The sequence below is a fragment of the Shewanella sp. NKUCC06_TVS genome (assembly GCF_019345515.1).
In the GTDB taxonomy this organism is placed as follows: Bacteria; Pseudomonadota; Gammaproteobacteria; order Enterobacterales; family Shewanellaceae; genus Shewanella; species Shewanella oncorhynchi.
Genome location: NZ_JAHKQX010000006.1, coordinates 24,643 through 49,519 on the forward strand (window position 1 = coordinate 24,643; position 24,877 = coordinate 49,519).

Below are 24,877 nucleotides of genomic sequence, written 5' to 3' on the forward strand. Positions count from 1 at the left end.
ATAAAATCATTAGACTAAATGTAATTTCAAGGGATTACAATTAATAATACATCTGTTTGATTATATTTTAAAATTTAAAATATATTGTTACACTTTCATAAAAAATAAACATAAAACATGACGTACCAATTTAACCTCAAACAAATGGTTACACTTTAACAAGAGATAGAAATAACAACATGACGTACCGATTTAAATCTAATAAAATTCTGAATATCTTATAAATACATAACGAATTTAAATATTGAGTAGCAATTCAAACTATAAAAAACATTAAAGCGTATTGAAATTAAATATTAAAAATGAACCGCTGAAAAACCATATATGCAGAAAATTAAAACCACAGACATGATCTTACTAACTATTAAATCTAATTAAGAATGTAACTCTAGGGATAAGGTCCGTCGCGAAAAAATAATAAAAAAGTCATAACTATTATCTTTGGAGATAATGAGTTAATTTTCAGTTCAAATCGATGTAGATCGGGCATAAAAAAACCCTCAATTATGAGGGCTTTTTTATAATATTACGTACGAATTTTCACATTCACTAAACCTTAGCCAAGGTGCGCTCTTTGGCGCTCCAATCTAAGTGATATTTCTCGCCAGCTGGGGTATCGATACGCTCAAATGTATGGGAACCGAAAAAGTCACGCTGACCTTGGAGCAAGTTTGCCGGTAATGTTTCGCAGCGGTAACTGTCGTAATACGCCAGAGCCGAGCTAATACAAGGTGCTGGGATGCCTTGCATCACCGCAGTCGCGACTGCGGTACGCCATAGGCCTTGCTTTTCAGACAAGGCAGACGCAAAACTGTCCGCCATCAACAGATTGCTAAGATCAGATTTGTCTTCATAGGCTTGAGTGATTGATTGCAAGAAAGTCGCGCGAATAATACAACCCGCACGCCAAATTTTTGCAATTTCAGCAAAGTCTAACTGCCATTTTTGTTCATGAGCCGTCATCGCCATCAACTGGAAGCCTTGGGCATAACAACACACTTTCGCGCAATATAACGCGCTTTCAAGGGCTTCAATCAACAGTGCTTTTTGTGCATCATCGATAACAGGTGCATTTGGCCCAGCCAATTTCTGGCTAAGTTGTAGACGTAAGGATTTTTGGGTACTTACGGCGCGCGCATACACAGCTTCAGCAATCGTCGGCGCCGGACAGCCAATTTGTAAACTGCTCACGGCCGTCCACAAACCCGTGCCTTTTTGGCCCGCTTTATCTAAGATCATTTCCACCAGCGGTTTACCCGTTAATGGATCGGCCTGTTTTAATACTTCGGCACTGATCCCCATCAAATAGCTGTTTAAACTGCCTTTGTTCCAGCGTTCAAACACATCGCCGACTTCTGCAGCGCTCATACCTAAGCCGTCATGCAGCATTTGATACGCTTCGCAAATCAACTGCATATCAGCGTATTCGATACCGTTGTGCACCATTTTCACATAATGGCCAGCACCCGCGGGGCCAATATAAGTCGTGCATGGCTCGCCTTCTGTCACTGGATTACCCGGCTCGAAGCGTTCGATAGGTAGCCCAGTTTTGGCATCAACCTTAGCGGCAATCGCTTTCCAAATCGGCGCAACATGGTGCCATGCATCGATATCACCGCTAGGCATAAGTGAGGGGCCAAAACGCGCACCGACTTCGCCGCCAGAAACCGCCGAGCTGAAGAACACAAATTGCCCTTTGTATCGCGCTTCACGCTCAACAGTGTCAGTCCATAGGCTGTTACCTGTGTCGATGACAATATCGTCGGACTCAATTCCGGCAGAAATCAAAGCACTACAGACACCATCGACGGGCGCACCAGCAGGAACAGAAAGCACAAGAATACGGGGTTTTGTGAGACTGGCTAACATTTCGGTAAGATTAGCACAGCCAAGAATGCGAGATTCGAGTCCAGCACGTTCCTGTTTTTCTTGCTGTATAACACCATTAACTTTAACAGGATCGAGGTCAAACGCGCTGACGTGATATTGGTTATCTGCGATGTTTAGCGCAAGGTTTTTACCCATAACACCAAGGCCAATTACGCCGATATCATTAAGATTGCTGTGGTTTTGCATTATATTATTCCCACGGGTCACAGAGGTTAGAGCTAACCAATTTTGAGGGGTAATTATACCGATCTTTGTAACTTAATTACCAGAGACATACGATTGGCAATTTCGATTGTGCCGAAAGTACCAATCGTTTAGGTCTCATTTTATCTAGGGCGTGTTGACGTTTCAGGGTTGTTTTTGCAGCGAGTTGGCTGGCTTTTATGCAAGGCAAAGCCCGTGCAGTGTAGTTATTCTACATAAACGGGCGATAACGCAGCAGAAACGCCAGCCAAACGCTGCCCGAAGGGTTCGTCTGGCAAGCTCTTGCTCTTTGTCACTCGTCATTTGAGTAGAATAACTACACGTCACTCCTCGTTTCGTGATCACGAGCTTGCCAGTGCGAACAAAATTTAATCTCGAAACGTCAACACGCCCTAGTAGAACCGTCAATTAATGGGCAAGTTTAAGCCCTAAAACACCCAGTAATATCAATATCAAACTGGCGATTTTAAGTAAGCTAACGCCTTCTCCTAACAGGATAATCCCTGCAATTGCGGTGCCCATAGCGCCAATACCGACCCACACACCGTAAGCCGTACCGATTGGCAGTTGCTTAACCGCGAGTCCGAGTAGCAACACACTCACAGCCATCGACGCCACTGTAAAGATACTTGGCCAAAAACGCGTGAAACCTTCGGTATATTTAAGCCCTATAGCCCAACCAATTTCGAATAAACCCGCAAGGACTAATAAGAACCAACTCATAGTGAACTCCCATAAAGGGGTCGTCCCCATGTTAGATTAGGCGTATTTAGGGTCGTCCCTAAGCCATTTGATTACAGTAAAACTGTAGGTGATATAGCTGTACGTGATAACAGTACGTGATAGCTGTGCGTGATGAGCCTGCAAGACTAGCAAATTTGAGGTGGAAATTTCAATCTTTGATTTTGCCGAAATAAGAAATGCCATGCGCAAAAAGGCGATAGCAAGCTTGGTCAGTTTACTATCGCCTTAATATTTCAACTCTCTATAAGACCTTTACACTCTTTCTATAAAAGCCTTTACGCTCTATTTCTTACACTAAGGCATCGGCATAACCCATGCGAGTGAGCGCGGTACGCACTAACTCTAAGGTCTGTGGATCTTCTATGGTCGCTGGCGCAGTATATTGCTGATTATCGGCAATTTTTCGCATAGTACCGCGTAAAATTTTACCCGAGCGCGTTTTAGGTAATTTTTGAATCGCACTCACTAACCTAAAGGAGGCGACGGGACCAATTTCTTGGCGTACCAGGGTTATTAACTGTTTATGCAGCTCTTCATCACTGATCGTCACGCCTTTCTTGAGTACCACTAATCCGAGGGGGACTTGGCCCTTAAGCGCATCATCTACCCCAATTACCGCGGCTTCGGCCACATCAGGGTGTTGACATAACACTTCTTCGAAGCGCCCCGTCGATAGCCTGTGCCCCGCCACATTTATGATGTCATCGATACGACTCATAATGTAGAGATAACCATCTTCATCGGTATAACCCGCATCGCCAGTTAAGTAATAACCTGGATACATAGACAAGTAACTGTCTTGATAGCGTTGATCATTTTGCCACAATGTCGTTAAGGTTCCCGGCGGCAAAGGCAGCTTGATCACCACATTCCCCGAAGTATTGGGCGCAACTTGCTCACCCAATTCATCCACTACTTCAACCGCATAACCAGGCACAGGTAAAGCGGGTGAGCCCGGCTTAATGGCGACGGGCGCTGTGCCCATCAAATTTGCTGCGACAGGCCAGCCCGTTTCGGTTTGCCACCAGTGATCAATAACAGGTTTAGCGAGCTTAGTGTGTGCCCAAACTAAGGTATCGGGATCGCAACGTTCTCCAGCCAAAAACACATTTTTAAGACAAGCTAAATCAACACCTTGTAGATATTCACCATCAGGATCTTCACGCTTGATTGCGCGAATAGCCGTCGGCGCGGTGAAGAAACTTTTGACCTTATATTTGGCAATCGTGCGCCAAAATGCGCCGGGATCTGGCGTTCCTACAGGTTTGCCTTCATACATTAAGGTTGTAGCGCCCACCAGCAGCGGTCCGTACACAATGTAAGAATGACCTACAACCCAACCCACATCAGACGCAGCCCAAAACACATCACCCGCTTGAATATCGTAAATATGCTGCATCGACCAAGCCAGAGCCACGGCATGGCCACCATTATCGCGTACCACACCTTTAGGCTGACCCGTGGTGCCTGAGGTATAAAGCACATACAAGGGATCGGTAGCCTTAAGCGCGACACAGTCGGCCTTAGGTGCAGTTGCTAATGCGGCTTGCCAATCTAAGTCACGGCCCTCAAGCAAATCGGCCTGATACTGGCTACGATTCAAAATTAGGCAGTGATCAACCTGATGCACTGACTGAGCTAACGCTTTATCTAACAGAGGCTTGTAAGGGATCACACCCGAAGGCTCAATGCCGCAAGATGCCGACAAAACCAATTTAGGCTTAGCATCGTTAATCCGAGTCGCGAGTTCATTGGCGGCAAAACCACCAAAAACCACCGAATGAATCGCACCTATGCGGGCACAGGCCAGCATAGCGAAGGCGGTTTCCGGCACCATAGGCATATAAATCACCACACGGTCGCCCTTCCCTATACCAATAGATTGCATAAAGCCCGCGAGTCGGCTCACTTGAGCCTGTAACTCCCCGTAGCTAATGCCGTATTCAGTATCAGTAACAGGACTCACATACTGGATAGCCACTTGGTCACCGCGTCCGGCCAACACATGGCGATCAACGGCGTTATAACAAGTGTTCATCTCACCATCGGCGAACCAGTGATAAAACGGTGCCTGCGATTCATCGAGCACCGTTTGCGCCGGTTTAATCCAATCGAGCGTCTTCGCCGCTTCTCCCCAGAATTCGGCTTTATTAAGCAAGGATGCTTGGTGCAACGCTTGATGTTTTTGTTGGTTCTGTTTTTGATTTGTGGCTTGCGCTACAGATGCATTTTGCTGTTCGGTCAACATATGTCCTCCAATCAGGACTGCGACTCACATCGTCAGCCGCAATAACTACCCCTTCCTGCTTCTATTATTAGCAAGGAGGTCTAAAGCCCACTATTAGACGTTAGCCTATAACCAGAAGATATTTGTGGTTTTATGTGAGAACACTAATTTAAAGCACACGTTTTAATCTCGCTGCACAGGCTTATGGCAATTGGGATTGACACTTTTTTGCCAACAGAATAAAAGCCAAAATCTTTACCTTTACGTAAACTTCATATATCTTGCTTAAAACTGATTATTTAGGGTGCATGAATGAGCGCAACGAACACACCACAAACGACTTACTCGATCAGTGATCTCTCAAAAGAGTTTGATATCACTACTCGTAGTATTCGTTTTTACGAAGACCAAGGTTTGCTTAAACCTAAACGCCGCGGCCAAACCCGTATTTATAGCCTCAAAGACAGGGTGCGTCTCAAGCTCATTCTTCGCGGTAAACGCTTGGGCTTTTCTTTGGCAGAAACCCGTCGTTTGTTCGAATTATACGATGCCGACAAGAGCAGCACTTCACAACTCAATACCATGCTGGCGCTAGTGGAAGAAAAGAAGTCCGCACTACAACAGCAAATGGACGACATCAAAGTCGTATTGATGGAACTCAATTCCGCCGAGCAGCAGTGCCGTTTAGCCTTAGAAGATAACAAAACGGCAAAAGCCTAAATCCCCGTTGACACAAAATCAAATCAATTTGATGGCGATAACGACTACGGATTTAAGTACAAGATTTAAAAGACTCAAGCACCTAAAAATCATAAAAACTATAACAATCTGAAATTAGAACATCTGAAAGGACACAAGCAATGAACTCTCTCTACACAAGTCTAAATTTTGGCCTAGGCGAAGACGTCGATATGCTGCGCGATGCAGTGCAGGATTTTGCCGCGAATGAAATCGCCCCAATTGCCGCGAAAGTGGATCACGACAATGCCTTTCCCAATGAACTTTGGCCTGTGCTTGGAGGAATGGGACTGCTCGGAGTAACGGTACCCGAAGAGTTCGGCGGCGCGAACATGGGCTACCTAGCCCACGTCGTCGCAATGGAAGAAATCTCCCGCGCATCAGCTTCTATCGGCCTAAGTTACGGCGCCCACTCAAACCTGTGTGTCAATCAAATCAACCGTAACGGTAATTCAGCGCAAAAAGCCAAGTACCTGCCAAAACTGGTGAGCGGTGAGCATATTGGCGCGCTGGCCATGAGTGAGCCAAACGCTGGTTCTGACGTGGTTTCGATGAAGCTACATGCCCGTAAAGAAGGCGACCGATTCATCTTAAACGGCAACAAAATGTGGATCACTAACGGTCCAGATGCACACACCTATGTCATTTACGCGAAAACCGACTTAACCAAAGGCGCACACGGTATTACCGCCTTTATCGTTGAACGTGATTCGAAAGGTTTTAGCCAAGCGCAAAAGCTCGACAAACTCGGCATGCGCGGCTCTAACACCTGCGAACTGGTGTTTGAAGATGTAGAAGTACCAGAAGAAAACATTTTAGGCGGCCTCAATAACGGCGTAAAAGTGCTGATGAGCGGCCTAGATTACGAGCGCGTCGTACTTTCTGGCGGCCCGCTAGGGATCATGAACGCCTGTATGGATATCGTTGTGCCTTACATCCATGAGCGTGAGCAATTTGGTAAATCGATTGGTGAATTCCAACTAGTGCAAGGCAAGTTAGCCGACATGTACACAGGTATGAATGCCGCCAAATCCTATGTTTATAACGTGGCAAAATCCTGCGATCGCGGTGAAACCACCCGTAAAGATGCTGCAGGCGCCATTCTTTATAGCGCAGAACTCGCCACCAAAATGGCACTGGATGCCATTCAACTGCTAGGCGGCAATGGCTATGTCAACGAATACGCCACTGGCCGCTTACTGCGTGATGCCAAGCTGTATGAAATCGGCGCCGGCACCTCAGAAATTCGCCGCATGCTGATTGGCCGCGAACTGTTCAATGAGTCGAAATAACGCGTGTTCAAATAATCTCTCACAAGTGAATGGGTAGCACCTCACTGTAACTTACAGTTTGCGCCACCCATTCGAGCAAGGTGATACCGAGTTTCCGCTTTATAAGGACAATCAAAGTGACGCAATTAAGCAGTCGTATCAACGCCCGTAGCGATGAATTTAAAGCAAAATCCGACGATATGGCCGCCCTAGTGGCCGATCTTAAAACTAAACTCAATAAAATCGAACTCGGCGGCGGCCCTGTGGCGCTAGAGCGTCATTTATCCCGCGGTAAATTGCTGCCACGTCAACGGGTTGAAAAGCTACTTGATGCAGGCTCACCCTTTTTAGAGCTATCGCAATTTGCGGCGTTTGAAGTTTATGACGAAGAAGTGCCCGCAGCGGGCATTATCGCTGGTATCGGCCGTGTGAGCGGTGTTGAGTGCATGATCATCGCCAACGACGCTACAGTTAAAGGCGGCACTTACTACCCGATTACCGTTAAAAAACACCTTCGCGCCCAAGATATTGCCAGCCGTTGTCACTTGCCTTGTATCTATTTAGTCGACTCAGGCGGCGCTAACCTGCCCCGCCAAGATGAAGTCTTCCCCGACCGCGACCATTTCGGCCGCATCTTTTACAATCAAGCGCAAATGTCCGCTAAGGGCATTCCCCAAATTGCAGTGGTGATGGGCTTATGTACCGCAGGCGGCGCCTATGTGCCGGCCATGGCGGATGAATCGATTATCGTAAAAGATCAAGGCACTATCTTCTTAGCCGGTCCGCCATTAGTGAAAGCGGCCACAGGTGAAGAAGTCAGCGCCGAAGAACTCGGCGGCGCCGAAGTGCACACTAAAATTTCCGGCGTAGCGGATCATTTAGCCCAAAACGATGAGCATGCGTTAGAGCTTGCACGCCGCGCGGTATCACGCCTGAATCATCAAAAAGAAATCAAATCACTCTTAAGTCCTGTCAAACCACCGAAGTTCGACATTAGCGAACTGTACGGCATTGTCGGCACCGACTTGAAAAAGCCCTTTGATGTTAAAGAAGTGATCGCCCGTATCGTCGATGATTCTGATTTTGATGAGTTTAAAGCCAACTATGGCGCAACCTTAGTATGCGGTTTTGCCCGTATTCACGGCTATCCTGTCGGCATTGTCGCCAACAACGGCATTCTTTTCTCTGAGTCGGCGCAAAAAGGCGCGCACTTTATCGAACTGTGCTGCCAGCGCAAAATTCCACTGCTGTTCCTGCAAAATATCACCGGCTTTATGGTGGGTAAAAAGTACGAACACGAAGGTATAGCCAAACACGGCGCTAAGATGGTGACCGCGGTTTCTTGTGCCAATGTACCTAAATTCACTGTGATTATTGGCGGCAGCTACGGCGCGGGTAACTACGGCATGTGTGGCCGTGCGTTCGAACCGACCATGATGTGGATGTGGCCTAACGCCCGTATTTCTGTGATGGGTGGCGAGCAAGCGGCTGGCGTTCTCGCCACAGTGCGCCGCGACGGTTTAGCCCGTAAAGGTGAAGAATGGTCGCTTGAGGATGAAAAAGCCTTTAAAGCGCCAATTGTCGCCCAGTACGATAAAGAAGGTCATCCGTATCATGCCAGCGCCCGTTTATGGGATGACGGCATTATTGACCCAGCGCAAACCCGCGATGTGGTCGGCCTTGCCCTATCGGCAGCATTAAATGCTCCTATCGAAGACACCCGCTTTGGTGTGTTCCGTATGTAAAAGGCACATGTGAAAAGCATATGTCACACAAGAAGATAGGAAAATAATAATGACAGACACATTAAACAGCGCTAGCGGTAAAAAGGATTTAAGCAACTTGCAGCACGTGAGTTACACGCTCAATAACGGTGTTGCCGAGTTAATCCTTAACCGTGCAGAAGTGCACAACGCCTTCGATGAAGTGATGATTAGCGAGATGATTAGCGTCCTTGGCTATTTTGCTGAGCACAAGGATTGCCAACTGCTGGTGCTTAAAGCGAACGGCAAAAACTTCAGCGCCGGCGCCGATCTCAATTGGATGCGCAAACAAGCCAAAATGGACTTTGAGCAAAATCTAAATGATGCCAAAGCCTTAGCAAAACTGATGCAAGATTTAGATACTTTTCCAAAACCCACCATTGCATTAGTGCAAGGCGCAGCCTTTGGCGGCGCACTGGGGTTAATCTGCACCTGCGATATCGCTATCGCCACAACACGCGCCAGTTTTTGCTTGAGCGAAGTGAAACTCGGATTAATTCCAGCGGTAATTAGCCCTTACGTTGCCCGCGCTATGGGTAATCGTGCATCGCGCCGCTACATGCTGACCGCCGAGCGTTTTAGTGCAGAAACCGCCCTTAAGCTAAATGTCATTCATGAGATCAGCGATGACTTAGACGCCGCCGCAACGCCTATGATTGACGCGTTGCTAGCCAATAGCCCGCAAGGCATGGCGTGGGTAAAAACACTGCTGTCGCATCTTGAAGACGGCGTGATAGACCAAAACACCATTGATTACACTAGCGAGCGTATTGCCCGCATTCGGGTATCGACCGAGGGCCAAGAGGGCTTAAACGCCTTTTTTGAGAAACGTCAGCCTAACTGGCAACAAGCACACTCAACGCCCTCCAAGCCCATGCAAAAGCCAAGTGATACCCAAGGAGCCCTTTGATGTTGACCAAGCACATGTTTACCAAACTATTGATTGCTAACCGCGGTGAAATCGCCTGTCGGATCATCAAAACGGCCCATGCCATGGGTGTTCGCACCGTTGCCCTATATTCCGATGCCGATAAAGAAGCGCGCCATGTCGCCATGGCCGACGAATCCTTCTATTTAGGCGGCAGCGCGCCGGCAGACTCCTATTTAAAGGGCGATTTGATTATCGATATCGCCAAAAAAGCGGGCGCACAAGCGATTCACCCAGGTTATGGTTTCTTGTCTGAAAATGCCGACTTTGCCCGTAAATGTGAAGCAGCAGGCATCGCCTTTGTTGGCCCAGGCAGTGATGCTATCGATGCCATGGGCAGCAAAAGCGCCGCTAAATCTATTATGACTGCGGCAAACGTGCCCTTAGTGCCGGGTTATCACGGCGATGACCAAACCGATGCGACCTTAAAAGCGGAGGCACTGAAAATCGGCTTCCCTATGCTGATTAAAGCGGCTTATGGCGGCGGCGGTAAAGGCATGCGTATCGTCGAGAATGAAGGGGAAATCATGGAAGCCGTAAACTCGGCACGCCGTGAAGCGGCCTCTTCTTTTGGTAACGATAAGTTATTGATGGAGCGTTATTTACGCCAACCGCGCCATGTCGAAGTGCAAGTGTTTGCCGACACCTTTGGCAACGCGATTTATTTATCGGATCGCGATTGCTCGATTCAACGTCGCCACCAAAAAGTGGTCGAAGAAGCGCCAGCCCCCGGTTTAAGCGATGCACTGCGTGCCCAAATGGGTGAAGCGGCCGTCGCGGCAGCCAAAGCCATCGATTATGTTGGCGCAGGGACTGTGGAGTTTCTGCTCGACACAGACAATAGCTTCTATTTTATGGAGATGAACACTCGTCTGCAGGTTGAGCATCCCGTCACCGAAATGGTCACAGGCCAAGACTTAGTAAAATGGCAGTTAATGGTCGCCAGTGGTCAGCCACTCCCCCTTAAGCAAGATGAAGTGCGTATTCACGGTCATTCTTTTGAAGTACGTATCTACGCCGAAGATCCGCAAAATGAGTTTTTACCCGCCAGCGGTAAGCTCAACTTTTTACGTGAACCCGAACAAAGCAAATACGTGCGTATCGATTCGGGCATTCGTGAAAACGATGTGATCAGTAACTTCTACGATCCTATGATTGCCAAGCTTATCGTCTGGGATGAATCGCGCCCGCGCGCCCTGCAACGTTTAGTGCATGCCTTAGAGTCGTATCAAATCAGCGGTCTTAAGCACAACATTGAGTTTTTAGCGAACATTGCCGAACACCCAGCGTTTGCCAATGCCGACTTTAGCACTGACTTTATTGGCCGTTATGGCGATACCTTAATTGGCACAGCTTCAAGCGAAGCTGACACTGCCCTTGCCTTTGCCGCGCTGTATCAAGTGCTTGCCCGTAAAGAAGCCGCCAAAGCGCAAGCTGTCAACAGCGCCGATCCTTACTCGCCTTGGGGTCAAGTCAGCGGCTTTAGACTCAACAGCTGCAGCCAGCACAATATTGCCCTGCTCGATGATGCCCATGAATTGCAGCAGTTAGTGATGCTCGATTTAGGCGGCATGTATCAGCTACCGCTGCACGGACAAGATTGGTTGCTAAATGGCGAGCTGAAACAAGATTTACTGCTCGCAGAAATCAACGGCCATAAGAGTAAAGTGCCCGTTAGTGCCCAAGGTGATGACTTTACGCTGTTTTTATCCTCTGGCAGTTACCACTTTAAAGCGGTGCAAACACTCGTGGTCGAAGAACAAGCCAGCAATGCTGACAAGTTAAAAGCGCCCATGAACGGCACGGTAGTGACCCATTTAGTCGATATCGGCACACAAGTTAAAGCGGGCCAAGGTTTGCTGGTGATGGAAGCCATGAAGATGGAATACACCATCGAAGCCCCCTTTGACGGTATCGTCACTGAGTTCTACTTTAAGGCGGGCGAGCTAGTGACCGATGGCGCAACCTTGCTCAACGTTGAGCCGCTAAGTGAAGCGCCGCTCGTATCTGACGACGAGCCAACCGCGACTAAGGAAGCCTAAGATGTCTTTAGTCAATCTAAGCCAAGCAGCGGACGCCAAAGATAGGGTCAGCATCTTCGAGATGGGCGCGCGCGACGGCCTGCAAAACGAAGTCGCTGTGCCGACGGCAGCTAAAATCGCCTTGATTGAATCGCTGGCTGATGCAGGGCTTAAGCGCATCGAAGCGGGCAGCTTTGTATCACCTAAATGGGTGCCACAAATGGCCGATTCTGCCGATGTGCTCAAGCAAATACAGCGTCAAAGCGGCGTGGTGTATAGCGCGCTCACGCCCAACGTCAAAGGCTTTGAACTGGCACTGGATGCAAAAGCTTCCGAAGTAGCGATATTTGGCGCCGCCTCACAAAGCTTTAGTCAGCGCAATATAAACTGCTCGATAGAAGAGTCGATTGAACGCTTTATCCCTTTGATGGAATTAGCAAAAAAACACAATATTCCGGTGCGCGGCTATGTGTCCTGCGTGCTCGGCTGCCCCTACGAAGGTGAGATAGCGGTCAGTGAAGTGGCCCGCGTGTCTGAAATCCTTTACAAAATGGGCTGTTACGAAATATCGCTCGGTGACACTATCGGTATCGGCACGCCGCAAAAAGCCCGTAGAATGCTGCAGACTGTGGGTGAACGAGTGCCTATTGAGAAACTGGCGCTACACTTTCACGACACCTATGGCCAAGCATTAGCTAACATTTTGGCCTGCTTAGACTTAGGTGTGCGGGTGTTTGACTCCTCGGTTGCGGGTCTTGGCGGCTGCCCCTATGCCAAAGGCGCGTCGGGCAATCTTGCCACCGAAGACTTAGTGTATATGCTGCACGGCATGGGATTAGAGACAGGTATCGATCTCAACAAGCTAGCGTTGGCAGGGCAAGCTATCAGCACACAGCTGAATCGCAACAACGGCTCGAAAGTGGCCACGGCCCTGTTAGCAAAATAGAACAACAATAATTAACGACAACAACCGTTATTGAAAACGCGCGTTATTTCCCGCGCGTTTTATACAGCATAAAAGGACATCACAATGGCAGGACTCAATAAAGTCGTCAGCAGCTATGAAGAAGCGTTAAACGGCTTATCAAACGACATGACCATTATGGTCGGCGGCTTTGGCCTGTGCGGCATTCCCGAAGGCTTAATCAATCAAATGGTTAAGATGGGCGTTAACGGTTTAACGGCGATATCAAACAACGCTGGCGTTGACGACTTTGGCCTTGGCTTACTGTTAAAACATCGCCAAATCGCCACTATGATCGCCTCTTACGTGGGCGAAAACGCCACTTTCGAGCAACAAATGCTCTCTGGCGAACTGAACGTAATTTTAACGCCCCAAGGCACATTAGCGGAAAAAATCCGCGCAGGTGGCGCAGGCATTCCGGCTTTTTTCACTGCAACAGGTTACGGCACGCCGGTAGCTGATGGCAAAGAAACCCGCGAAATCAAAGGTCGCCATTACGTGTTAGAAGAGTCGCTGACCGCAGATTTTGCCTTAGTGCGCGCATGGAAAGCCGATACCATGGGTAATTTGGTGTTCCGTAAAACAGCCGCCAACTTTAACCCTATGATGGCGACCGCGGGCAAAATCACTGTAGTAGAAGCCGAGTTTATTGTTGAGCCAGGCGAGCTAGACCCAGATCATATCCACACGCCGGGCATCTATGTTGACCGCGTTATTCAAGGCACGTTCGAGAAACGTATCGAGCAGCGCACGGTAAAAGCCGCGAAATAAAAGGCGCTGGCAAAACCTTGAAACACAGTTAACGCAATTGGCACTTAGCTCCCTAAAGTAAAAACTAAGGGTAAAAACCTAAGAGTAAAGGCCAAAGCGTCAAAGCCAAATAGAAAGGATAGATATCATGGCATTATCAAGAGAACAACTGGCTCAGCGCGTCGCCAAAGAATTAAAAGATGGCTACTACGTCAACCTCGGCATAGGTATTCCAACACTGGTCGCTAACTATATTCCCAGCGGCATGGAAGTCATGCTGCAATCGGAAAATGGTCTACTCGGCATGGGCGAATTCCCCACCGAAGACACCATAGATCCGGATTTAATCAACGCGGGCAAACAAACCGTTACTGCCGTGAAAGGTGCGTCATTTTTCTCCTCGGCGGAAAGCTTTGCCATGATCCGTGGCGGCCATGTGGATTTAACCGTACTCGGCGCCTTTGAGGTCGATGTGAATGGCTCAATCGCCTCATGGATGATCCCCGGCAAACTCATCAAAGGCATGGGCGGTGCGATGGATTTAGTCGCGGGCGCCGAAAACATTATCGTGACTATGATGCACGCCGATAAATACGGTAATTCTAAGCTACTGCCCGTATGCGAATTGCCGCTAACAGGTTACGGCTGCATTAAACGCGTCGTCACAGATTTAGCCTTTATCGAAATCAAAGATGGCGCTTTCCATCTACTAGAGCGCGCCCCAGGCGTGAGCGTAGAAGAAATCGTCAGCAAAACCGCCGGCAAATTAATCGTGCCAGAGCATGTACCAGAAATGGTGTTTTAAGCGTTCAGTTTAGCTTTGCTTCTTAACATCACTGCTCAAGTTTTATATATTAAAGCTCAGAAGATAATTCTGAGCTTTTTGTTTATCTAGCAATTAGTTAACGCTGCGACTTGAGAGCTAATCCTAGTCAATTGCACAACTCATTCATTAGATATGAATTACCTGATTAACTCATTAGAGTTGAGCAAATGACCTCTTGAAAAAGCGATAATACGCGCCAAATTGTAGGCTATAGCTCATTGCAGTTCGTGATAAGGATGCGGAACGAATACCTTAAGTCCTATAAAACACTAACTAATTGTATATATTAAACAATGCCAAAATAACACCTAAAAACTATCCGCACAAAGCCAGAGGAAAGCTTATGTACCAGATTGCGATTGTTATATTTGATGAATTTACCGATATCGATTTCTTCTTAATGCGCGATATTCTCGGCCGTACAAAAACCGATTGGACAGTAAAAGTACTCGGGACCAAACCTAGCCACATATCAAGCTTGGGGATGACGGTTGCAACCGATGGTCATGTGGCCGAAGTCGCTGATGCCGACGTGGTATTATTCAGCAGTGGTTACAAAGGCGTACCTGCGGCACTTGCTGATACTGAGTTTATGTCCGCCCTTAAATTAGATCCCACACGACAATTGCTTGGCAGTATCTGCGCGGGGTCATTCTTCTTTGCCAAATTAGGGCTACTCGACAATCTCTCGGCAACGACTCACCCCGATGCAAAACCTGCCCTAGTTGCCATGGGCGTCGATGTAGAAGACTGCGCCCTCGTGATTAATGGCAATATTGCCACTGCGGGCGGCTGCCTTTCCTCAATCTATTTAACGGGTTGGGTTGCGGAGCGTTTATTCGACAGTGCGAAACGCCGCGAAATTCACAGGCAGCTTATTCCTGCCGGGCAAACAGATATTTTTGAAGCATTAATCCAATCCTCCATCTCCGCGGCCATTCGTTAAAAGTGATGTAGATACTCTCGATGAATGAAAAAGATCCCATGATAAAACTTAAAAATCTTCTCGAGGCTATAAAAGCCGAGCATCAAATAACCACCCAGAATGAGCTTGTGGCCTTGCTATCGCAAAATGAATTACTCATTCAGCAAATCCAAGCTGCTAATGCGCAGTATTGGGTCAATTTTGCTAAGAATACCTTCGATGGTTGGTATTGCATTCGAACACCTATGCTCAGTACCTTTCATGTTTATTACCAAGAACGTGGACAAAACTGCTGGGGAGAAGATGTTTTTACCGAGCAAAGTGCAGCCATAGCAGCGGTTATTTTTATGTCTGGCATTTGGGAGCAAGCCCCTTAGCACTAAGCAAATAAAAGCCTGCTCACTCATCCTATATCTTCACCTTCACAAATGGCGATATGTAACGAATCATTACGCGACTTTCAATATCGAAATCATCCTGTTAGGGTGAGTGCATAATAACAGACACATTTTTAGCGCTCTGTTTAACTCTCTTATTGCCCAAAGGAGCGGTATCTATGGACTGGCTTATTATTGCACTCGCTGGCTTTTTAGGCGGCATGCTCAATGCGGTTGCCGGTGGTGGCAGTTTTATTACCCTTTTAGCGTTAGTGTTTGTCGGGGTTCCACCGATTGCGGCGAATGCCACGGGGACAGCCGCGCTGCTGCCTGGTTATATCGCCAGCGCATGGCGTTTTAGAAAGGATATCGAATATACGGCGAGTCTTAGCCTTAAGAATCTGATCTTAATTGCTTTAATTGGCGGGAGTATTGGCGCGGGTATTTTGCTGACCACCAGCGAGCAAGTCTTCGCAAAGCTGATCCCTTGGCTGATTCTACTGGCCACCGCGGCCTTTATTGTTGGCCCTTGGTTACTCAAACGAAGAATCGCTGAGCAAGGCGAAAACACCTCTACGCCAATGTTAAGTCCGATAACGGCACTGATAATGTTGTCGGCTGTGTGTATCTATGGCGGTTATTTTAATGGTGGCTTAGGCATCATACTACTCGCAAGCTTTGGCCTGATGGGGCAAACCAATCTACATGGGATGAACGGACTTAAAAGTCTGATTTCAGCCCTGCTCACCGCCATCGCCGTTGTGGTTTATGCCGCGGGTAATGTTATCGATGGGCAATATCTGTTGCTGCTTGCCGTTATGGCGATTATCGGTGGTTATGTGGGGGCGGCGCTGGCCTACCGTATTTCACAGCCCTTGCTACGCGGCTTTATTGTGATCGTCGGTTTAGCGATGGCTTTAGGCTTTTTCATGCGCTAGTTTTTCATGCGTTAGTTTTCATACGTTAGGCTTTTGATTTGTGAAGCTTAAACTCATAAAAGCTGGACAGGCGAGTTTTCGATACAAGGTCTCACCGATAAATTGCCCTTATGTGACTGACTTGTTACTCTGATCCATCCTATAGGAGAACACTGTGATTAAGGATAGCGATGAAACTGATGACCTTGAAGCTAAGCACCTTAAATCTTGCCCTGTGTCTTATTGCATGCTCACCGGCTATTTACACCGAAACCGCTAGCGCAGCAACCATTAGCGTCAAAACGGAAACGGGTAATATTCAGGTAAAAACCATAGCCCAAGGGTTAGAGAATGTCTGGGGTATGGCATTCTTACCCGATGGCAGTATGCTCGTGACTGAACGCGCTGGCAGAATGCGCATTGTCAGCACGGCAGGCAAAGTGGGTGAACCCTTAACGGGTTTACCGCCGATGTATGCCAAAGGTCAAGGTGGTTTACTTGATGTCGTGCTTGCGCCAGATTTTGCCAGCAGCAAAAAAATCTATTTCAGTTATTCAGAACCCGCTGAAGGTGATGCAAGCGAGCTCAATAGCACAGCGGTCAGTTTTGCCACGCTCAATGGTAACAAGCTTGAAAATCTCACCCGCGTTTTTAGTCAACAACCTAAAGTCAACAGCGGCCACCATTTTGGATCTCGTTTAGTGTGGGCGCCTGATGGCACACTGTTTATCACACTCGGCGATCGCTATAGCGAAAAAGATAGCGCACAAACATTGGACAATCATCTGGGCAAAGTCGTGCGTATTCATGCCGATGGCTCAGTGCCTAAGAATAACCCCTTCGTCAATACGGCTGGCGCCTTACCCGAGATCTGGTCTATTGGTCATCGCAATATGCAGGGCGCGGCGATTAATCCCATCAGCAAAGTATTGTGGACTGGCGAGCATGGGCCCCAGGGCGGCGATGAACTCAATATTGATGAGGCGGGCAAAAACTATGGCTGGCCAGTGATTACCTATGGTGAGAATTATGGCGGCGGCAACATCGGCGAAGGTACCCATAAAACGGGAATGGAGCAACCCGTCTACAAATGGGTGCCCTCGATTGCCACCGCAGGCTTTATGTTTTACACAGGTGACAAATTTCCACAGTGGCAAAACAATCTGTTACTCGCCAGCCTAAAGGAAAAAACACTGGTGCGTTTAGTACTTGATGGCGACAAGATTATTAAAGAAGAGCGGCTACTGAAAACTGAATTAGGGCAAAGATTGCGCTCAGTCGTGCAAGGGCCAGATGGACTGATTTATCTCGTAACCGATGAAGCTAAATCAAAAATTTACCAGTTATCGCCGCAGTAATCTTAATCGCTGCACTTTTATCACAGTGCTTTAACTAAACCATGTTAACCACAGCAATAAACTCAATCGATAGAGAATTTAAGCCTTAAAACGACAAAGAGTGTTCATCTGGAACACTCTTTGTCGTTGGCGTGGCACTTATTAATTCATGCCTTTATTCGTTCACCACACACATGCCCTGCTCGGTTTGTACATAGGGAGCTAAAATAGGCATCATGCCCTTCATCACCTGCAATGGCAGCGCCGAAGTAAAACTAAAATCATCGGATTTACTGCCTGGCACGAAGGCGGTCAAAGTACCGAAGTATTTGTCACCTAGATAAAACACGAAGGTCGCAGTGCGGTTCATCGCCGTAGTCGCCACTTTTTTACCTTGCTGCATCTGAGTCACAATACGGTTATCACCGGTGCCGGTTTTCCCGCCTATGGCTAACATGCCACCTTTTTCATCGGTAAAAATGCCCTTTAAACGACGTGCGGTGCCGTTTTGCACTACGTTCGCCAGCGCTGCTTTTAAGGCTTGTGCTACTTCATGGCGCATTACCCGCTCACCTTGGGTGTTCTGATTCTGCAATCTCACTTCATAGGGCGTATCTGCGGCGAAATGCAGCTGATTGATACGCACTGTGGGCAAACGATAGCCGTCGTTTTGAATAATGCCCATCAGCTCGGCTAAGGCTGCGGGTCGGTCACCCGAGCTACCCAGTGCTGAGCCTAAGGATGGCACCATAGAATCAAAGGGATAACCTAAACGCGCCCAACGTTGATGTATGTCGAGGAAGGCTTCAACTTCAAGCATCACTTGCACTCGTACGTCACGGGCGTTTTTATGCCGTGTCCTAAACAACCAACGGTAAACCTCTTGACGTTGTGCTTCACTCGCCTGCTTAACATCGTTCAAGTTGGCATCAGGATTATGATTAAGGTAATCCAGCACCCACAATTCCAAGGGATGCACCCGTGCGATATAGCCTTGATCTGGCAAATTATATTTATCCGGACCATACTTGTTATATAAGCTCTTAATACGACCATCGGTATAGCTCACCTGCGGCAATCTTTGCTTCAAGAAAGCCTTAAATGCCGCCATAGGTTCATCGGGCAGTAAATAGCGATACGCCGCCGTCAACTGCTGCTCCGACTGGGACAAACCGTCAAAAAACATGTCGAAACGCTCATTCGCAGCCACTTTTTTGTACTTGCGATAAAACTTAGTAACGAAGGTATTACCTTCTCTATCAGCAAATACCCGCAGATATTCGTCACGGCGCGGATCTTTATCATTACGCAGCAACTGGGCCATATTGCCCTCGTTTTGCATACTACTGCTGTAATTCACGATATCGCGCATGAGGCGCACAAACGGCAAGTTAACCGAATCCTGCAGGGCTTGGTAAAGTGTTGGCGTTTTTAAATCTTCTGTTTTTTTAAAGTTATTAAACACATGCAACCCACCACCAGTAAAAAACTGTTCACTGGTTGAGGCCGAATATTCTCGCTGTAACGCCGCATCTAACATGCGGTCTAAACGTCTGTCGGGATTTAAAATCAAGTAATCAATCGCCCAACGGGTTAAATGATCCCTAGGTTCGATAATGATGGATTCCAATTCAATCCCATGTTTCTTGGAATACTTGTCGTGGATCTCGGCAATGATTTCTAAGTAGGTCGCCATCACCCGCAATTTAGCGGTTGAGCCCAATTCCAACTTGCTGCCTTCGTTAATATCAAAAGGCTGATCGGTACTATCCGTCTGCACTCTAACTCGGTTGGCGGTCTCAGTGCGCTCATAAAGCGTAAAGCTATACAGTACGTTTTGCAGTTGGCTTGGGTCGAGTAACCGTTCACCCAACAGACCCACTTGCTCCGCGGTAGGCACTTGCGCCAGACTGCGTAAGTAGTGACTGACTTTCTGCTGTAAGTCACTGTGTAAGCTACTATTGACCGTCAAATCGAGCCTGTCTAAATCATACAGCCCCACATTTAACATGCCTGCGGTGCGAATGCGAACTGTGTTCACGCCCTTATCTGCGCCAGATTGGGTATTACGTTGCGGCTTAGCGACCTTAAACTGCAATTTCTGCGCGAGTGCAGCATCACGTAGACCACGATCAATCAAATAATACTGGCCGAGTAAACGGATATGGCTATCGACTAAGTTTTCAAGATCTTCATGACCTTGTAATAGATAGTAGGACGGACGACGTTGGGCGATCATCAAGGCAACTACTTGCCGGAATACTTGTCCGCGCTTGGTGGCATTACCTTTGATCTGCGGCGATGCTAACAGCTTATTTGCAGTATCGAAATCGGTACCAAACCACGCCCACAATCCATCACCAATACCATGAACTTCGCCATGATTTGGCGCCGAAGATAATGGCACGGTATTCAGATAATCTTGAACGATGCGCTTACGAGCAGGTTCAGTGTTTTCACCTTGTTGGTACACGCGCACACTGGCCGAGCCAATTTGCAGTAACTTATCTTTAATGCTCAAGGTTAAACCTTGGGAAGAATGGCGGAATTTCTCAATCTGAGTCGCGAGTGTACTGCCACCTGCGGTAGAGACATTCATACCAACCATTTCAGCAATTTGACTCATACCTGCCACCACAAAGCGTGGCCAGTCGATCACAGGATTGAGTTTCTCTTCCGTCGTCCATAACTCGCGGTTTTCAATAAACAGTAAAGTATTAACGATTTCATTGGGGATCTTATCGTCGTCCTGATAAACCCGTTTAGGATAGGCAAATTCGTATAAATCGGTATTGCGGCAATCGAGCAGCGTCAATCCAGATTGGGCCTTTTCATGGTAAGGCGGAAAAAATCCAAGTTGAGCGTATTCCTGCAACGCTGGCGAAAACGCCACTTGTTGCGTTACCTGAAAATTCCGTTGCAATAACCTATCAATATACTGAGGTAACTTACTGTAGCCATGGCGCTCATCAAAAGGACCATAACTAGGATAAATAACCGCTTGGCTCGGTGAGCTTTCTAATTCATAGGTGAGCGTCTTAGCATATTGATTGATGAATTTTGCTTGATAAAACGAAGTTTTAACCTCAAGTCCAATCAGCAATGCAGCGCAGCAAATCAGAATGAAAAATAAGAACCAGACCCTGCCCTTTGATCTGGCTTTACGCGGCGGCTTAACCTTAGCTTTAGGCTCAGGTTGTGGTGGACGAGGACGATAATTTTCGAACTTCATCTCTGATGTGGAATTAGGCAAAACAGCTCCAAAAAAACACTAAAATATTCATCTTTCATGCAACTCAGCAAATCCGTTGCCACTCAGTAAAGCAAGATATCAAACTCATCTAGCCATTATCCGGCTCTATTAATTAGTCTTAGTACCCATTATGTTCCACACTTTATCAAACCTAACTTCACTGTAAAGAAGGGTGCCTGTGACCCACAACCGCCACTAATCAATACTTATGTTAAGCTGATAGTACATTTTGCCAAATATTAATTTGTTGATATCAAGGTATTTTCAGCGATTAAGGCAACAGACAGTATGACTTAAAAACAAAACGAGCTAATTTAAGTCGCATAAAAAGAATGAGTCGCTCAATAATCACACGTGATTAACGAAGCCTCATCCCACATATTCATGCGCATCCCAGATAAATTCACGAAAATGCTTGCGACAGACAGACTCGTAACTTTCATTACCGCCAATAGCCACTTGCTCACCCTCGCGCATCACCTTGCCTTCACCATCAAGACGCACCACCATGTTAGCCTTACGGCCACAATGGCAAATAGTCTTCAACTCAACTAATTTATCGGCCCAAGCTAATAAATAATGACTGCCGCTAAAAAGTTCGCCTTGAAAGTCCGTTCTTAGGCCATAGCAGAGTACAGGAATATCAATATTATCGACCACATGCGTCAGTTGCTTAACCTGTTCTTTACTCAAAAACTGACACTCATCCACCAGCACACAACTTAATGGCGTAGCTTGATGCACATCGCTAATCATTTGAGTTAAATCATCTTGGCTACTAAATACCTGTGCTTCGGTTTCAATGCCAATACGCGAGGCCACTTTACCTTTGCCATACCTGTCATCTATGGAAGCTGTCATGACCAAAGTATTCATACCGCGTTCACGGTAGTTATAGGATGACTGTAATAGGGAAGTGGATTTACCCGCGTTCATTGCCGAATAATAAAAATACAATTGAGCCAAGACTTATACCCTTTAAAAACGTTAGCGCTTACGCGTCTGCTACCAGAGCCAAATTGAGCGCTAGTCTAACATTGCGCTTCACATCAGAACACTAGCAGCCGCTAAGCTTTTATCATGAAATTCTGCAATGACACCAACTTATCAATCATTTTAATCCCCAATCGCCTCCTGAAATATTTCTAGTCCACTTCATTTAATACTCTTCCCTGCAAAAAACATAAAAAACGTCCCGATGCCGTTCAATTGTTAATGAAAGCTTAACTGAAACTTAAATGTTGTTTCATAAGGAAAAATTAGTAAAAGTTAAATTTAAAAAGTGCGATCTACCTCCAAAGTAATAGGTATAAATGGGCTTGCGCTCAAAAAATAAACATAGCGTTAACAGTAATATTTCATTCGAGACAAAACGTGCTCAATTAAAAAAAGAAAAGTATTCGATAGCTTGCAAATTGAGACCAACGGTCAAAGCACTAATCTACCCTGCAAACTTTAGTGCTCCACTCCGTCCTTTATTCGCATATTGGATCAAATGGAGATTATGATGAGAATTTTCACCTCTAGAAAACTGGCATATTTAGTTGCCTTAGCACTAACTGGCGCCCTTGTTGGCTGTGGCGATGATGGTAAAAATGGTGTAGATGGAGCACCAGGAACGCCCGGTATCCCTGGAACACCCGGTGAACCTGGAACACCCGGTGAGCCTGGAACACCGCCCCCTGTCACCAGTTCTACTATGACTAACGTCAAAGTGATCAACTATAGCTTTGGCGAAGGCAGTATCACTTACGAATTTGAAATTACAGATGAAAACAATAACCTAATCAACGGACTGTTAAATGCTCAAGCCAAAGTGGCTGCACTAACAGATAAAGGCTTCATCACTAACCGCACCGAAGCTGATAAAAATGGTGTTGCAGATAACGTCCATATTGGCGGTGAAGCAACTCAAGCAACCGTCGGCGCTGAATTGACCGCTTTAGCTGATGGTCATTACCAATTTAAAGTACCAATGAAAGGGGTTAATCCAAGCACTGAAGGTATCGTTTGGTTACGTGTCGGTGGTAATAATGGTATTGCGACCTCTAAACCTCTGGTCGTTAACAAACCTGAAGGCACCCATTCAACTACAACTGATAGTTGTTACTCTTGCCATATTGACTACTCAACAAGCCCTCGTCGTCATGCAAGCTATGTCGCTACTGGCATGGACAGCGAAGTCACCTTCGTGGAAGGCTGTTTAGTGTGTCACGGTTCAGTCAGCCGCGCAGTTGTCAATGCTGAAGGTTTCTCTACGGGTGGCTATGCGACAAACACCCTATCTAAAATTGGTCATATCAATCACCAAGATTTTACTAAAGACTTTTCAGTACAAAACTGTACATCTTGTCACGTTGAAGCACCTAAAAACATCAACGTAGCCGGACCCGGTTGTATTGATTGCCATGACAGTGGTGGCGTACCAGGGGCTATTATCCCAAGTAATGGTGCGGATCTGCGCATTATGCACGAAAGCAAAGCGGGTATAACCGAACGCCAAGCGATTCGCGCTAAGTATAAATTGAGTCTATCAACACCTGTTAAAGTAGATGATATTTCTACCAAGACAGACCACTATGCGCCAACAGGTGCTGCGGCAGCAGTAACCGCCCCAGGCTGGTGTACAACACTGACAGTGAAAGACACCGATGGTAACGTCTTTAGCATTAAAGACAACTTTAACTATTCTAGCCCGCTAGTATATGACGCTAAGAAACCCGTAGTTTATGCGGGCGCTTATTTACATTCCTATGAAAATGGCAGCTTAGTGGGTCGCCCAGGTAACCGTACTAACTACTACTATGGTTACAACACTGACGGCACTAAAAATATCTGTCATTTACTGACAGATATCAGCGCAGTGAATGCTAACTATGTTTATTCTGCCCGCGTGACATTCAGTACCGCTGGTTGGATGGAATATGATGGCAATCAACGTTACCAAAGTAATGGTAGCCTAAGAGCGACAGGTTATGATGGTTCTATGGGTATATCCTTTACGGCTTACTCAGATGTCGTTAACCCTGTCACCACTCAAAAGGTCTCTGGCTTCGAACGTCGTGAGATAGCGAGCACTAACAGCTGTACTACTTGTCACAATGATGCCACTGCGTTCCACAAAAATGGTGCCTTCGATGAAGGTGGTAATGCTTGTATCGCCTGCCATGACAACGGCATGGCACGTACTTCAGCAGCCTTAGGCGCAGGTTTTGGTCCTATGGTACACAGCTGGCACTGGGGTAATGGCGCTAAAGTCGGTGAAGTTAAAGCTGATGGAACTCAAGCGCAAACCGCAAACGGTGCAGGCGCAATTGAAGCCTCTACTAGCTGTGTTGCCTGTCACGAAAAAGCGATTGATTTAGGCAAAGTGCCCAATCAATACATTCTTGAGCCAGGTAACAAAATGACCAGTCCTGTCACCGCTAACTGTTATGCCTGCCACACTAGCGATTCTGCTAAGGCGCATATGGCAAGCAACGGTGGTGAAATCAGCGTACCAAGTGTGGCTGATTGGTTTAAACAACCGACCTCTGAATCCTGTGCAGTATGTCATGACACAGGTAGAAGTTCTGGTATTGATAAATACCACAAGTTTACTCGCTAATTAATCATCTCATCATCGCGTGATTAAGAAGTAAGTAAAAAGCGGTACCTATTTTCCCTGCAAGGAAATAGCCAAAGGAGTCTCGCTAATGCGAGGCTCCTTTTTTACTTAGACATTACCCGATAACAAGCCATT

At 46.9% G+C, this 24,877-nt stretch carries 18 protein-coding genes; 13 read left to right on the forward strand and 5 right to left on the reverse strand.

Translation table 11 applies throughout. The features are described 5' to 3' along the window. Positions 1 to 549: 549 nt before the first annotated feature. The 3 genes from gndA to KO531_RS08290 form a co-directional block, all read right to left on the reverse strand. Entirely contained in the window at positions 550 to 2,076 is a 1,527-nt protein-coding gene (gene gndA / locus KO531_RS08280; RefSeq protein ID WP_173243955.1) for an NADP-dependent phosphogluconate dehydrogenase, read from the reverse strand. A gap of 426 nt (positions 2,077 to 2,502) precedes the next feature. Beyond that, entirely contained in the window at positions 2,503 to 2,817 is a 315-nt protein-coding gene (gene sugE / locus KO531_RS08285) for a quaternary ammonium compound efflux SMR transporter SugE (RefSeq protein ID WP_219250883.1), read from the reverse strand. A 310-nt stretch (positions 2,818 to 3,127) separates the two neighbouring features. Then, the gene (locus tag KO531_RS08290) at positions 3,128 to 5,086 is read right to left on the reverse strand and encodes a propionyl-CoA synthetase (RefSeq protein WP_219250884.1); all 1,959 of its coding nucleotides are present in this window, start codon (positions 5,084 to 5,086) and stop codon (positions 3,128 to 3,130) included. Positions 5,087 to 5,377: 291 nt separating this feature from the next. Between KO531_RS08290 and KO531_RS08295 the strand changes: the two genes are divergently transcribed. From KO531_RS08295 to KO531_RS08350, 12 genes are all read left to right on the forward strand, one after another. Further along, positions 5,378 to 5,785, forward strand: a complete 408-nt coding sequence (locus tag KO531_RS08295) for a MerR family DNA-binding transcriptional regulator (RefSeq protein ID WP_006082318.1) — start codon at positions 5,378 to 5,380, stop codon at positions 5,783 to 5,785. Positions 5,786 to 5,925: 140 nt separating this feature from the next. Further along, a complete protein-coding gene (locus KO531_RS08300) occupies positions 5,926 to 7,095 on the forward strand; it encodes an isovaleryl-CoA dehydrogenase (protein ID WP_028761106.1) in 1,170 nt (389 codons plus the stop codon). 116 nt (positions 7,096 to 7,211) lie between these two features. Next, the gene (locus KO531_RS08305; protein ID WP_105252050.1) at positions 7,212 to 8,819 is read left to right on the forward strand and encodes a carboxyl transferase domain-containing protein; all 1,608 of its coding nucleotides are present in this window, start codon (positions 7,212 to 7,214) and stop codon (positions 8,817 to 8,819) included. Between the two features lie 49 nt (positions 8,820 to 8,868). Next, positions 8,869 to 9,747: an enoyl-CoA hydratase-related protein gene (locus KO531_RS08310; RefSeq protein WP_219250885.1), complete on the forward strand. Its 879-nt coding sequence runs from the start codon at positions 8,869 to 8,871 to the stop codon at positions 9,745 to 9,747. Beyond that, positions 9,747 to 11,807 carry an acetyl/propionyl/methylcrotonyl-CoA carboxylase subunit alpha gene (locus KO531_RS08315; RefSeq protein WP_219250886.1) on the forward strand — a complete coding sequence of 687 codons (2,061 nt, stop codon included), beginning with the start codon at positions 9,747 to 9,749 and terminating at the stop codon, positions 11,805 to 11,807. Before KO531_RS08310 ends, KO531_RS08315 begins: the two co-directional genes overlap by 1 nt. A gap of 1 nt (position 11,808) precedes the next feature. Then, positions 11,809 to 12,732 carry a hydroxymethylglutaryl-CoA lyase gene (locus KO531_RS08320; RefSeq protein ID WP_219250887.1) on the forward strand — a complete coding sequence of 308 codons (924 nt, stop codon included), beginning with the start codon at positions 11,809 to 11,811 and terminating at the stop codon, positions 12,730 to 12,732. An 84-nt stretch (positions 12,733 to 12,816) separates the two neighbouring features. Further along, entirely contained in the window at positions 12,817 to 13,521 is a 705-nt protein-coding gene (locus KO531_RS08325) for a CoA transferase subunit A (RefSeq protein ID WP_006082324.1), read from the forward strand. Between the two features lie 127 nt (positions 13,522 to 13,648). Then, entirely contained in the window at positions 13,649 to 14,305 is a 657-nt protein-coding gene (locus KO531_RS08330; RefSeq protein WP_006082325.1) for a 3-oxoacid CoA-transferase subunit B, read from the forward strand. Between the two features lie 364 nt (positions 14,306 to 14,669). Next, the gene (locus tag KO531_RS08335) at positions 14,670 to 15,272 is read left to right on the forward strand and encodes a DJ-1/PfpI family protein (RefSeq protein ID WP_219250889.1); all 603 of its coding nucleotides are present in this window, start codon (positions 14,670 to 14,672) and stop codon (positions 15,270 to 15,272) included. A 38-nt stretch (positions 15,273 to 15,310) separates the two neighbouring features. Beyond that, the gene (locus KO531_RS08340) at positions 15,311 to 15,628 is read left to right on the forward strand and encodes a cytoplasmic protein (RefSeq protein ID WP_219250890.1); all 318 of its coding nucleotides are present in this window, start codon (positions 15,311 to 15,313) and stop codon (positions 15,626 to 15,628) included. Positions 15,629 to 15,807: 179 nt separating this feature from the next. Then, positions 15,808 to 16,566: a sulfite exporter TauE/SafE family protein gene (locus KO531_RS08345; protein ID WP_219250891.1), complete on the forward strand. Its 759-nt coding sequence runs from the start codon at positions 15,808 to 15,810 to the stop codon at positions 16,564 to 16,566. 170 nt (positions 16,567 to 16,736) lie between these two features. Then, positions 16,737 to 17,903, forward strand: coding sequence for a PQQ-dependent sugar dehydrogenase (locus KO531_RS08350; RefSeq protein WP_219250892.1), 1,167 nt, complete (start codon positions 16,737 to 16,739; stop codon positions 17,901 to 17,903). A 154-nt stretch (positions 17,904 to 18,057) separates the two neighbouring features. On the opposite strand, the gene KO531_RS08355 is transcribed toward KO531_RS08350, so the two are convergent. Both KO531_RS08355 and KO531_RS08360 read right to left on the reverse strand, forming a co-directional pair. Then, positions 18,058 to 21,135, reverse strand: coding sequence for a transglycosylase domain-containing protein (locus KO531_RS08355; RefSeq protein WP_219250893.1), 3,078 nt, complete (start codon positions 21,133 to 21,135; stop codon positions 18,058 to 18,060). Between the two features lie 369 nt (positions 21,136 to 21,504). Then, positions 21,505 to 22,101, reverse strand: coding sequence for a thymidine kinase (locus tag KO531_RS08360; protein WP_028761119.1), 597 nt, complete (start codon positions 22,099 to 22,101; stop codon positions 21,505 to 21,507). Positions 22,102 to 22,642: 541 nt separating this feature from the next. On the opposite strand from KO531_RS08360, the gene KO531_RS08365 reads away from it, so the two are divergent. Beyond that, positions 22,643 to 24,742: a cytochrome c3 family protein gene (locus tag KO531_RS08365; protein WP_219250894.1), complete on the forward strand. Its 2,100-nt coding sequence runs from the start codon at positions 22,643 to 22,645 to the stop codon at positions 24,740 to 24,742. Positions 24,743 to 24,877 lie beyond the last annotated feature (135 nt).